Raw genomic sequence first — 13,317 nt, 5'->3', positions numbered from 1 at the left:
ATTTCCAAAAATAAAAAGAGATAGATTGTTTTTAAGGGAAAAGCTTTAAATCGATACTTTTATGTTCGAGAGCGTTTCCCTTCTACGATATGGAAAATCTATTTAAAGTTAAAATACTGAATAGTTTGATATATTAAGAGAGTAGACAATCAAAAGATCGGAGAGTGCATACATGAATTATGATGCAATAGTAGTTGGTGCAGGTCTTGCAGGGTTAACAGCAGCAGCGGAACTTGGGGATGCCAAAAAAAAAGTGCTCATTGTGGATCAGGAGCCTGAAGCTTCCCTTGGAGGACAGGCCTGGTGGTCCTTTGGCGGTCTATTTTTAATTGATTCTCCTGAACAGAGAAGAATGGGCATCAAGGATTCCAAGGAGTTGGCCTGGCAGGACTGGCTTGGTTCTGCAGGATTTGACAGAGAAGAGGATGAAGATTATTGGGGTGAAAATTGGGCAGAAGCTTATATTAAGTTTGCCTCAGGGGAAAAGCGGGATTGGCTTCATAAAATGGGTGTTCGATTTTTTCCGGTGGTCGGCTGGGCAGAAAGAGGCGGGTACCTGGCAGACGGCCATGGAAATTCTGTCCCCCGTAAAAGGAATGAACAGACTAACGGGAGAAAGTCTTTTAGATTTCTACGATATTGAACAGCAAATTAAGGCACGCGATCGGGAAATCGATCATCCGTTCTCAAAGGATCTTCAGATTACTGCTATAAGAGGAGCACGAAATTATGCTGGTGATAAATTAATTCGTGTAGCACCGCCTCATAAAGTACTTGATCCTAAAAATGGTCCTTTAATTGCTGTACGTCTTCATATTGTCAGCCGAAAAACATTAGGAGGACTTCAAACCGATTTATCAGCACGTGTATTGAATGATTCTGGAGAAGTGATTAAAGGACTTTATGCAGCAGGAGAGGCTTCCGGCTTTGGAGGCGGGGGACTTCATGGGTACCGGGCATTAGAAGGAACTTTTTTAGGAGGCTGTTTATTTTCAGGAAGAACAGCGGGAAGAGCGATGGCACTAGAGGCTGAGGGTAAGGAGTAAGAAGGAAGAAACGATTTTAAATTACTGCTGTTCGCAATTTCATGTTTCTGAAGGGACTAATATCAACTGCTTTCTGGAAGGATCTGATATTTACATTTTGGGAATCACATGATACCTTTAGTTTTTCGCAAACGTTTACAACAATGCAGGGAGGCAGGTTATGTGAATACTAGACAAAAAATTGGTTTAATTCTGGGACCGTTACTATTTGCGGTTATTTATTTTTTTCCGGCAATAACAGGATTGGGGGATGCACCAAGAGCTGTATTGGCCGTTACGTTGTGGGTAGCTGCGTGGTGGGTTACAGAAGCGATGCCGATACCGGCAACATCACTAATGCCAATCTTTTTGCTTCCCATCGCCGGAGGCACTGACGAAAGAACAGCGACGATGGCGTATGCAGACCCGATTGTATTTATGTATATGGGTGGCTTTACAATTGCGCTTGCTATTCAAAAATGGAACTTACATAAAAGAATTGCCATGTTTATTTTATCCTACGTCGGGACGGGAAGTCAGCGGATTATTTTAGGGGTTATTATTGCTACAGCAGGATTATCTATGTGGATCTCTAATGCTGCAACTGCTCTTATGATGCTTCCGATTGCTCTAGCTTTAATTGAAGAAATAAAAGAAAAAGAGTTTTTTGATGAAGCTTCTCTTCACCGTTTTGCAAAAAGCCTTCTTTTAACGGTTGCCTATGCTGCCTCGATCGGCGGCCTGGCTACAATTATCGGCTCGGTTCCAAATGCGGTATTTGTTGCGGTAGCCGCTAACAGCCTGGACCGGACTGTTACATTTTTCGATTGGTTTTTATTTGGTTTTCCACTAACCATTCTTTTACTTACGGGAATGTATTTTTACATAACAAAAATTCAATTTAAAGTGAAGGATCAAAAGGAAATATCCTCTGATTTTGCGAGAAAGCAGCTTGAAAAGCTTGGTCCGATGTCCTACGAGGAAAAAGCAGTGTTAACGGTTTTCTCAGTAGTTGGTCTGCTATGGATGTCTAGCGGCTTTTTGCCTGAGGCCTATACGCTATCTGATACCTCTATATCCATGATTGGAGCTACTTCAATGTTCCTTTTCCCTGCGAGAAAGGAAAAAGGGGGACTGATGATTTGGAAGGATATGCGGAATCTTCCATGGGGAATTCTCCTTTTGTTTGGAGGAGGTCTGTCACTTGCAGCGGCATTTGAGTCATCAAATTTGACTGAATGGTTTGGGGAATTACTACAGGGGCTTGAAGTACTGCCTTTTATCGTCATTTTAATCGCTCTTGCTGCAATTGTGCTATTTATGACAGAAATCATGTCCAACACCGCAGTTTCAAATATGCTTATCCCGGTGAGTATCGGTCTTGCGCTGGGGATTGGGGTAGATCCTTACTCCATCATGGGAATTGTGGCATTGACAGCTTCATGCGCATTTATGCTGCCGATTTCAACCCCTCCTAATGCAGCTGTTTTCAGCTCTGATTATTTAACAATTGAGGATATGGTTAAGGCCGGCTTTTGGATGAATATCATGGCCATTTTAGTCATCGTTCTCTTTGTTTATTTCTGGCAGCCGATCGTATTAACATAGAATACCAGAGTGAAAGAGGAATTAGCCGGGGCAAACGACGTCTCAGCCAATTCCTCTTTAATTGCACTCAGAAAGTCACGTCCTTTTTTTAATTACGTTCGCCGGTAAAGAGCTAGAGATTACTTTAATATATTTTCTCGCCTCCTCCTGCTCCTCCTCATCTTCTATTTTTGATAAAGTTTTGTTTGCCAGTTTTTCAAAGCTTGAAGCATGGCCTGTGAGACAGGCGATCTCCCAAATCAGAACATAAAATCTGCGGCGGTCCAGACGGTGAAGATAGTTAGCTTCAAAGCCCTTGATCATATAATCAACAAAATTCCACACAGACTCATGATCCCGTTCTTTTACTCCCTGGGATACACTATGGAGCACTTTTAGCATCTCCATCGTCACAACGGTATTTTGCCCGGTATAATGGCGGATAGAGGCAAAACTGATATAAAGGTATTCATCAAAATCCAGACTTTTTAGGATAATTCTAAGTTTCTGATCTTCATCTGCAAGAAAGGAAGTAAACGATTCCTTTTGAGAGATGTTAATTAAAAGATCACCGATTTGGTGAATTGTACCTGATGCGGTGATCGGATCATTATTGCCAAGTGCCCGAATAGCGATTTCAACAAATTTATTTAAACTGTACTCTATATCATGAAGCTCCCGCTGTTTTCTTCCAAGATGAAACATCTTACTAAACTTTTCCTCATCAATTTCCTCACCACTGTTATCCATTTTCCAGTAGGTAGCGATTGGGGTGGAGCCAAATACAAAGTTATCTACTTTGTGCTCCAGCCGGATAACAATATTATCTTTTATTGCTTCCTCCATCAGTTCTTTAAAATAAATTGTCTGCAAGTAGCCTGACTCCTTCATGAAAATGTGATGGCCTTCCGTTTGCGGAATTTGATTTTTCACTGAACTGCGATTTTCCAACTGGGTCAGTTCCAGTTCATTTATAGGAGAACGTCCGATAATATTCAGTGATTCATTTTTCATATCAAGGGTCATATTCGTTACCTGGAGCCAATTGATAATATGGTTTATGAATACAACAAATGCTCCAAGCGAAATTACTGAGAGCAGAGTGGCAGTAGTAGGGATGAAAAAGTACTCAGATTCCTCCGTTAGAAAAAGCAGACAGAGAATGACGTACAAAAAGCTTCCGATAAAAATTCCTAATGTCCGCTGCGTTTTTTTCGTGATCATAAAATTCCTTAAAATTCTAGGAGAGAACATATTGGAAAAGGTGGTCAGTGCTGTGAGAACTCCATAAAAAGTAAAGGAAGTGAGAGATAACAGCCCGGTTGTTAACGCGCTTAAAATATTCATTGTCAGCTCATAATCCGGTTGAATCAGAGGCATCAACTGCCCAAAGTCCATCCATAAATCAGCCCAGACCGTTGCCAGAAATAAAAGTAATGACATTAAGGCAAATAACAAGGGAGTCATCCACAGATTGGAATATTTATATAGCCACTTTTCCTCCTTTGACATGCGCTTGTACCATTTTATTTTTTCTGCAATCGTTGGTTTCATCCAGACACTTCCTTTTACCTGTTTTGAATCATACAGAAGTCAAACTGCATAGTTCACCATACCCGAAGAGGAAAAACTTAGTGCGTTTTATACTAAATTAGTTGAAAATGCTGTCGAATTATTTGATCCTTAAGGGAGGTAAGTCAGGGAGCGCTGAAAAATTGATTATAGCAGGAGGCAAAAGCAATGAATAAAGCTACGGTAAAGTATAAGCGGCATGACCGCATTTCTCACTATGTAAATGATGAGTACAGCATCATTTTTGACAGATGTACACCTATTGTGAATGGAGTGCCAAAAGAACAGGAGCAGCTTCTGATGAGATATACCAAGAATGGCAACACCATCAACAATGCACCTGCTTTTAATGAAAAGGATATGGTAAAAGCGATTGTAAAGCTTTATGAAAGTAGTTTGATAAGTGAGGAAGCAAAAGAGGTTTTGGAAAAGGGAATAAATAAGAGGAAGGCAGATGAAGACGAATAAAGTTTCTTGGTTCTTACTTAAGCAAAAGATGGGACTTTCACGTCTGAAATACTCTCCAAAAAAGAAAAGAACATATAACCATATTAAAAAGGATGTGCTAAGTTCAATAATAATGTGAAAATTGAAAATAAAACAAAGTGGTTATTTCTTTATTTACCCACGGAGGGCCGGCTATGTTTTTTTCGCTACGAAACCGATTGTTTATAATCTTCACTTTTTTATTGACCGTTCCTCTTATCATTTTGTCCATTATAATTCCAAACTGGCTGACTGCGGTAATAAAAGAGCAAACACAGGATTTAACCGTAGAAATGATGGACCAGTATGCCTTGTATATTGATTCTATCACCACTCAAGCAGAGGACATTGGAAAACAAGTACTCCTCAATCAAACAACACAACAGCTGATTCAAATGGAAAAGGAAGAGCTGGAGACACAGGGAGAAGCTTTTGTAATGAAAAGTCAGATTCAGGCGATGTTATCCTCTGTAATGATTAATAACTCGCACTCGATGTCCATTTCAATTTATTTAAACGATGGCTCAAATACATGGGGAGAAGATGCTGATTTGCAGGAATTAGAGTGGTATCTTGATTTTACTGAGAAGGAGAAAAACTTTATCACAGCCCATTCAGATCCCTATCAGCAGTCAGAAACTATGAGGCTGCAGAAGGTAAATAGCTATGTAGTTCCTCTTGTTGATATGAATACATTGAGTGCAAGCGGGTTAATTAAAGTGAATTTCCCTGCAGCATTGCTTGAAGAAGCATTAATGAACCATTCTGCCAACAAAAACTCACATACTTATCTACTTACTGATCAGGCTTCAAATGTTCTGGGAGGAAAAATTCAAACTCCACAAAGGCTGTTGGAACAAAGCGTTAGTACGATAAAAAAGTCTTCAGTAGAAAAGGGACTGTTAGAGCTGGAATACGGAGGAGAAAATTACTTTGTATTTTATCAAAAATTACCTGTTGGTGACTGGATATTACTAAATGAAGTCACCGAATCCAACCTTTTTTCCCAATCTCAGGAACTTCAAAAAACATTATTGATTTTAAGTACTATCATTTTTTTACTTACCATTATTGCTTCGTTTGTTCTTTCATCAACGATCGTTCAGCCTATAGGAAAATTGGCAAAAGCAATGGGATATATTGAACGAGGGGATTTTGTCGGCGCAAAAAAATTCATGCCTACAATAAAATCGAGAAATTACGAAGTTGATTATTTAGTTAACGTAGTAAATCATACAATTGAACAATTAAAAAATAAAATTGAAACAGAGTATGAAGCAAATATCCGGAGAAAAGATGCTGAATACAAAGCATTGTTACTCCAAATAAACCCTCATTTTATGAATAACACATTAGAAATAATAGGCGGATTAGCTGCCCAGGGTAAAAATGAAGAAGTAATGAATGTGAGTGTCTATCTTGGGAGAATGCTGCGTTATTCCTTGCAAACTAAAAATAGTGTTGTCAGATTAAGTGAGGAGATGGCCTATATTCGCAGCTACACCGAAATACTAAAATTACGGTACGAAGACAGCTTATCTATTCAGATAAAAGAAGATCCTCAAACAAAGAACATTTTCATCGTAAAATTTATTCTGCAGCCCTTAGTAGAGAATGCAGTGAAATATAGTTTTTCACATAAAGAGTCTGCAGATATCTTACTAAATACAAAGCAAGCGGATGGTTGGCTTGTGATAACAATAGAAGACAAAGGAGCTGGAATGTCAGAGGAAGAGGTCAGCCAGCTCCTGGAATTTGAGGAAAATGCGGTTCTCCAGAGTAACGGTTACAGCATTGGATTAAAAAATGTTCTCGGACGATTAAAGCTTTATTACGGTGAAGATTTCTTCTATGAAATAAAGTCTGAAAAACGTAAAGGAACAAAGATTACATTGTGCATGAGAGAGCTTGAGGAGGGATTGCATGATGAAAGTTATGATAACTGACGATGAGGTGCAAATTCGAAAAGGTCTTAAGATGAAGATCGACTGGGAAACGGAGGGGTTTGAGATTGTAGAAGAAGCCTCAAACGGCCAGGAAGCTTTGGATAAGCTGCATCTGATCCAGGCGGATATCGTCATCACTGACATGAGAATGCCTATTATGAATGGAATCGAATTTGCAAAACGTTGTCAGAGGGATTTTCCAGAAATAAAAGTCATCGTTTTATCAGGGTATTCTGATTTTGAATATGTGAGAAATTCGATGAAAGAAGGGGTAAGAGATTATCTTCTAAAGCCCGTTGCACCGGATGAGCTTAGAGAAGTGATGCACAAGGTTCGAAAAGAGATCCAAGAGGATAGGGCAAAACGGGCAGAAGCAGTTCGAATGAATAACCTTATTCAATCACATATACAGGAGGAACAGGAAAGGTATTTACTGTTTTTAGTGAAAGACGAATATTTAAGAATCCACGATGTGAAAGAAAGACTTAAACAACTGCAGTTAAAAGAGCTTGCTCAAGACGATTTAAATGGAAGATTTTTTACTGTAGAAATAAGAGAACAGGAGAAAAACACTGAGAAATTACATGAATATTGGCTTCCTTTTCAGCTTTTAATCAAGGAGATTGTAAAAGAATTTTCTAGTATATACTCTTTCTACAATCCAAATTATAAGAACATGGTTCATTTTTTTTGTATAAATAAACCGACAAAAATACCTGCCGTCGAGTTCATTAAAGTTCTGCAGCAAAAAACAAAAAAATACTTAAACCTTGAGACAGTTATTGGTGCCGGGGATGTTATATACGGAATTGAGGAGTTTAAAAAAGGATATATTTCAAGTCTGCTTTCCTGGAGTCAAAGTGAAGGTGGACCCAAATCACAAATTATTTATGGTTCAAGCGAAAATAATAGAATATTTGAATTCTCTGCAGATTTTGAACGAAAGCTTTTAAATGCTATAGAAAATACGAATTATTCCATATTTAAAGAAACAGTGGAAAAAGAATTAAACGTCATACACACTCATTCTGTTTTATCTTTTTCAATTATTGCTAATCACATTTTGTTTCTGCTCAGTTCAACAATCAGTAAATACGACCTTGAAACAGAAGAAACCAAAAAGAATCTATGGAATTGCCAGCAATATATTTGGGAGCTTAATGCCCGGGAAAAAGTAATAGACTCCCTATTAGACTTTGCACGTTTAATTGTAGAAATGGTGCACACCACCCGCTTTTCAAATGCAAAACTGATTGAATCTATAAAAAATTATATAGATATTCATTACGCAGATGAAATCTCTCTCACGTCTTTATCTGAGTTATTCCATATTAATGGAGCCCATCTTTCAGAAACATTCAAGAGTCAGATAGGGACTAATTTTAGTGACTATCTTGTAAAAGTGAGAATGGAAAAAGCGGAGGTTCTTCTAAAGGATACTGATCTCAAGATCATTGATGTAGCTAATCTGGTTGGATTTTCAAGTTCGGGCTACTTCAGCACGGTATTTAAAAAGCATGTGAAGCAGACTCCAGTTGAGTATCGCAGGACAATTGAAACGAAGGAAAAGAAAGTGCATTCAAAATAGGGGAGTGGGAATATGAATAATCGATCTATTGTCACTCTTTTAATCGTCATTTTAATTGGCAGTATCGGCTTGGGATTTATTCTTTCTGTTACTGCTTCACGAGAAAGAGTGGAGCTAACTGAGCTAACCACGGAAAATCAGGTGGTTTTGACATTTTGGAGAAACTATGGAAATCCGGCAGAAAATCTTGCGTATGAAAAGCTCGTACAAACCTTTGAAAAAGAAAATCCTTCAATAAAAATAGAGATGAATTCTATTGAGTATGGAGATTATGAATTGCGTCTGCGTACAGAGATAGCTGCTGGAAAGCCGCCTGACATCATGTCAATAGACAGTCCGAATCTTGCTTTGTATGCAAGAACCGATGCGATCAGGTCCTTAAATTCCTATATGAAACAAGATGGGGTTTATGATGATCTCCCCGAAAGTGTGCTTCAAGGGTTAACGTATAATGGAGAGGTATTTCTTTCACCCGTTGTGTCTTCAGGTACAGCCTTATTTTATAATAAACATTTATTTAAAGAAGCAAACCTGCCATATCCTTCCGCGGATCCGAGTGATCCCATAACCTGGGAGGAGGTGGTTGAAGCAGCTAAGAAGATAAACGACCCTGAGGAAGGAATTATAGGAATTGACCCTGCGGAGGGGTTTAGCGGCGGCGAATCAGCTGCTTATTTTAAACTTCCAATCCTCTGGCAGTTTGGTGCAGATGTATTAAGTCCGGATGGCAAGACAGCTGACGGCTATTTAAATTCACCAAAGGCAATTGAAGCGCTTCAATTTTATCAGAATCTTTATCATAAAGAGAAAGTAGCCGCTATTGAAATGCCCTATGAAGCCTTCGAAAGAGGTCTGCTCGGTATGACCATCTTAGGCTCCTGGGCTCTTGAAAACCTGGGCAATTCAAGTCAGCATTTTAAGCTGGGGGAAGATTTTGGTGTTGCAGCGCTTCCTAAAGGAGAGTTTCAGGTTGTCCCTAACGGCGGATGGTCGCTTGGCATTTCTTCAAAATCTGCTCATCCTGATGAAGCCTGGGCTTTTATCGAGTATATATCGAGCTTTGAGGGAATGGAAACGTATGTAGAGCTGACAGGTGATATTCCAGCCAGGCATTCAGTTGCCGCCGCTTTTCCGGAATTTTATAGGTATCCAAAAAATATATTTCTCGAGCAGGAAAAGTCAGTTTCAAAGAATCGCCCTGTTACACCTGCGTATCCTATTGTCAGCAGCACTATAAAAACCTTATTTGAAGACATAGGAATCAGAAATCAAGATGTAAAAGAATCAGCTGATAGAGCAGTAAGAACGATCGATAATGGAATTGAAAATCTAAGCAATGAATAATGAAAACATTTTTTAAAATCCATATTAATTGTAAAGACCATTTAAACACTTCCTCTATAAAAAGGAAGTGTTTTTTTATTGTAATAGTTTTGAATGCCGAAAATATTAGATGCATGCAACCAAAGATTTTAAACTGTTCATTTCAAATGCTCTGCTATAGTGAATTTAAGAAAAAGAAAACGCTTTCTTGGAGCATAAAAGTGAGTACAAAAGGAGGGGGAAGGTTATGCAGAATTTAGTAAAGCCTCAAAAAGAATTTGAAGAAAATCAACTTTACGCGGCACAGCAAAATAAACAGCCGCCAAAGAAAGAAAAGAAATCAAAAATTAAGCAGCAGCTCAAATACATTAAAAATAACTATATTCTCTATTTGTTAATTTTGCCGGCGATTATACTTACCATTATTTTTAAGTACATCCCAATGTATGGCGCACTTATTGCTTTTAAAGATTTTAGTCCTATGAAGGGGATTCTGGGAAGCGAATGGGTTGGATTAAAGCATTTTACAGCTTTCTTAACTTCACCAAATTTCCTTGCAATCTTTATGAACACGCTGAAATTAAGTTCATTCGAACTGCTGCTGGGGTTTCCGATTCCTATAATTCTCGCACTTATGCTTAATCAGATTAGAAGGGCAAAAGCGAAGAAAAATATTCAACTTGTATTATACGCACCTCATTTTATATCGGTTGTTGTTATCTCAGGAATGGTTTTTCTATTTCTTTCTCCTACGGGTCCAATCAATGTTATTTTGACAAATGTATTTGGAACTTCATTTTCATTTATGTCAGACCCGGATTCCTTTCGTTCGATTTATATTACTTCCGGTATATGGCAGGGAGCAGGATGGGCATCCATTATCTACGTAGCAGCTCTCGCTAATGTGGATCCGCAGCTTCATGACGCGGCGACTATTGATGGAGCCTCGCTGTTACAACGAATCATACACATTGAACTGCCGGTTTTAAAGCCTGTTATGGCGGTGCTGTTTATTTTGGCAGCTGGCGGCATCATGGCCATTGGTTTTGAAAAAGCCTATTTGCTGCAAACATCAATGAATCTTCCAACCTCGGAGATTATTCCGACTTATGTATATAAAAGGGGTTTATTGGCGGGTGATTATTCATTCGCAACGGCAGTAGGTCTGTTTAACGCAGTAATTAATGTTGGGTTATTAATTTTTGTAAACCAGGTTGTGAAAAAATTAAACGAAGGTGAAGGGCTGATTTAAGAGAGGAGGGTAAACCATGAATCATTCAAGAAATGACCGGATTTTACTAATCATCAACCGGGTTTTATTAACTATTATTGTGCTGGTGGTACTTATACCGCTGCTCTATGTATTACTTGCATCTTTTTTGCAGCCAAATGCCTTGCTGAACAAAGGGTTTAATATCAGCCTGTCGGATTGGAGCCTGGATGGATATAAACGGATTTTTTCTGATAACACCATTCTCCGGGGTTTTGTTAATTCAATTATTTATGCCGGCGGATTTACCATCGTGTCGGTTGTTGTATCCGTTCTTGCAGGCTATACCTTATCGCAGGAAGGGTTAGTCGGGAAAAAGACAATTATGGTTTTTTTCTTAGTCACCATGTTCTTTAATGGCGGTTTAGTTCCTACTTATCTTTTGGTGAGAGATCTCGGAATGCTAAATACCATGTGGGCAATTATTCTCCCAAATGCAATCTCTGTCTGGTTTATTATCCTGGCAAGAACTTATTTTAAAGCGATTCCAAATGAGTTAAAAGAAGCGGCAAAAATAGATGGAGCCTCTGATTTTAAAATCTTCCTTAAAATTATATTGCCTCTGTCAAAACCGATCATTTTTGTTCTTGCTCTATACGCCTTTATTGGACAATGGAACGCATACTTTGATGCCATGATCTACCTCGAGGATCAGGAGCTTTATCCGCTCCAACTAGTTTTACGATCCATACTCATTCAAAACGAAGTACAGCCGGGCATGATTGGCGATCAAATGGCAAGAGCTGAAATGCAGCGCATTTCTGAAATGATCAAGTATTCATCTATTGTTATTGCGAGTTTGCCGCTGTTAATTATGTATCCTTTCTTCCAAAAATACTTTGAAAAGGGAGTCATGGTTGGGTCATTAAAATAACCCCGGTACAAAAACAAAAAATAAAAAGCGAGGGATTTTAAATGAAAAAAATACTAAAAGTAATGTCGCCTTTGATGATTGGCGCAATAGTTGTAACTGGCTGCAGCAGCAATGATAACAGTGCATCCTCGGAAGATTACGAGCTATCTGATATCACATTTCCTCTGGAGGAAGAGGTAACACTGAAATTTATGACACAAAGCTCACCGCTTGCCCCAACCGATCCTAACGAAAAACTTATCTTTGAACGATTGGAAGAACAGACCGGCGTTCATATTGAATGGAAGAATTATTTGAATGATTCGTTTGCGGAAAAAAGAAATCTTGCAATCGCAAGCGGCGAGCATCCTGATGCAATTATGAATGCAGGTTTAAATGACAATGAACTGCTAAAGCTTGCAAAGGATGAAGCAATCGTTCCCGTAGAGGAGCTGATTGAGGAACATATGCCGAATCTTAAAGCTGTACTTGATAAGGCCCCTGAATATAAATCAATGATTACAGCTCCGGACGGACATATTTATTCTTTCCCATGGATTGAGGAGCTTGGTTCCGGGAAAGAGAGCATTCATTCAGTCGATGCCTTCCCATGGATAAATGTCAGCTGGCTTGAAGAGCTTGGCTTAGACATGCCGACAACTACAGAAGAATTAAAAGAAGTATTGATTGCATTTAAAGAAAATGATCCTGCCGGTGATGGAAATACCATTCCGATGTCATTTATTATCAATGGAGGAGGAGAAGATCTTTCCTTCCTATTCGGTTCTTTCGGTCTTGGCGATAATTGGGATCATACGGTTGTAACAAATGAGGGAGAAGTCGTACTCACTGCTGCAGAGGACGGCTATAAGGATGCGATCTCTTATTTTAATGAATTGTATGAAGAAGATTTAATGGATGTAGAAGCGTTTGAACAGGACTGGAACACGTACCTGTCTAAAGGAAGAGAAAACAGATATGGCCTATACTTTACATGGGATAAAGGGAATATTACCGGAATGAATGATGAATATGACTTACTGCCGGCACTTGAAGGACCGGATGGGTCAAAAAATGTGGCACGTACAAATGGCATGGGCTTTGACAGAGGAAGAATGGTCATTACAAGTGCAAATAAAAATCTTGAATTGACAGCTAAATGGATCGATAAGCTTTACGATCCGGTCCAATCAGTTCAAAATAACTGGGGAACATACGGAGACGAAACGAAGCAGAATATCTTTGAATTAGATGAAAGCGCTAATATGCTGACGCATCTGCCTCTTGAAGGTACAGCTCCTGTTGAGTTAAGAGAACAAACATCCATCGGCGGACCACTGGCGATTTTGGATGAGTATTACGGGACGGTTACGACTAAACCGGATGATGCTGCATGGAGACTGGATCTGATGAAAAATGTAATGGTACCGGATATGCAGGCAGACAATATTTTTCCAAGAGTATTTTTATCAATAGAAGATTCAGAGAGACTTTCAACAATTGAAGCTGACCTTATTCCTTATGTTGAAAGAAAACGTGCAGAATGGATTACAAATGGCAGCGTTGAAGCAGAATGGGACGAGTATTTGGAGGAACTGGAGCGTTTAGGGCTCTCTGAATGGCTGGAGATTAAGCAAACAGGCTATGATGATCAAATGGAGGGATAA

9 protein-coding genes and 1 pseudogene are annotated in these 13,317 nt (G+C 39.0%); 9 read left to right on the top strand and 1 reads right to left on the bottom strand.

Annotated features, from left to right (window positions below; translation table 11 throughout):
• Nucleotides 1–172 precede the first annotated feature (172 nt).
• Nucleotides 173–1,046, top strand: a pseudogene (locus tag C4B60_RS06600) (FAD-binding protein).
• Between the two features lie 162 nt (nucleotides 1,047–1,208).
• On the top strand, nucleotides 1,209–2,633 hold the full coding sequence (locus C4B60_RS06595; protein ID WP_245153890.1) for an SLC13 family permease: 1,425 nt from the start codon (nucleotides 1,209–1,211) through the stop codon (nucleotides 2,631–2,633).
• A 75-nt stretch (nucleotides 2,634–2,708) separates the two neighbouring features.
• Here the strand turns inward: C4B60_RS06595 and C4B60_RS06590 are convergent, their stop codons facing one another.
• The gene (locus C4B60_RS06590) at nucleotides 2,709–4,166 is read right to left on the bottom strand and encodes a DUF2254 domain-containing protein (protein WP_104057203.1); all 1,458 of its coding nucleotides are present in this window, start codon (nucleotides 4,164–4,166) and stop codon (nucleotides 2,709–2,711) included.
• Between the two features lie 186 nt (nucleotides 4,167–4,352).
• Between C4B60_RS06590 and C4B60_RS06585 the strand changes: the two genes are divergently transcribed.
• The 7 genes from C4B60_RS06585 to C4B60_RS06555 all read left to right on the top strand — a co-directional run bounded on the left by C4B60_RS06585 (nucleotide 4,353) and on the right by C4B60_RS06555 (nucleotide 13,317).
• A complete protein-coding gene (locus C4B60_RS06585) occupies nucleotides 4,353–4,652 on the top strand; it encodes a hypothetical protein (protein ID WP_104057202.1) in 300 nt (99 codons plus the stop codon).
• Between the two features lie 173 nt (nucleotides 4,653–4,825).
• Entirely contained in the window at nucleotides 4,826–6,616 is a 1,791-nt protein-coding gene (locus C4B60_RS06580; protein ID WP_104057201.1) for a cache domain-containing sensor histidine kinase, read from the top strand.
• Nucleotides 6,597–8,204, top strand: coding sequence for a response regulator (locus C4B60_RS06575; RefSeq protein ID WP_104057282.1), 1,608 nt, complete (start codon nucleotides 6,597–6,599; stop codon nucleotides 8,202–8,204). Before C4B60_RS06580 ends, C4B60_RS06575 begins: the two co-directional genes overlap by 20 nt.
• Before the next feature lie 12 nt (nucleotides 8,205–8,216).
• Nucleotides 8,217–9,548: an ABC transporter substrate-binding protein gene (locus tag C4B60_RS06570; protein WP_104057200.1), complete on the top strand. Its 1,332-nt coding sequence runs from the start codon at nucleotides 8,217–8,219 to the stop codon at nucleotides 9,546–9,548.
• Nucleotides 9,549–9,774: 226 nt separating this feature from the next.
• The gene (locus tag C4B60_RS06565) at nucleotides 9,775–10,779 is read left to right on the top strand and encodes an ABC transporter permease (RefSeq protein WP_104057199.1); all 1,005 of its coding nucleotides are present in this window, start codon (nucleotides 9,775–9,777) and stop codon (nucleotides 10,777–10,779) included.
• 16 nt (nucleotides 10,780–10,795) lie between these two features.
• Nucleotides 10,796–11,671 (top strand): carbohydrate ABC transporter permease, encoded by an 876-nt coding sequence (locus C4B60_RS06560; protein ID WP_104057198.1) that lies wholly within the window; start codon nucleotides 10,796–10,798, stop codon nucleotides 11,669–11,671.
• 41 nt (nucleotides 11,672–11,712) lie between these two features.
• Nucleotides 11,713–13,317 carry an ABC transporter substrate-binding protein gene (locus C4B60_RS06555; RefSeq protein ID WP_104057197.1) on the top strand — a complete coding sequence of 535 codons (1,605 nt, stop codon included), beginning with the start codon at nucleotides 11,713–11,715 and terminating at the stop codon, nucleotides 13,315–13,317.

This window comes from Jeotgalibacillus proteolyticus, assembly GCF_002926065.1.
GTDB lineage: Bacteria > Bacillota > Bacilli > Bacillales > Jeotgalibacillaceae > Jeotgalibacillus > Jeotgalibacillus proteolyticus.
Note: the sequence above shows the minus strand (reverse complement) of the source record. Positions and strands in the feature narration are given on the sequence as shown.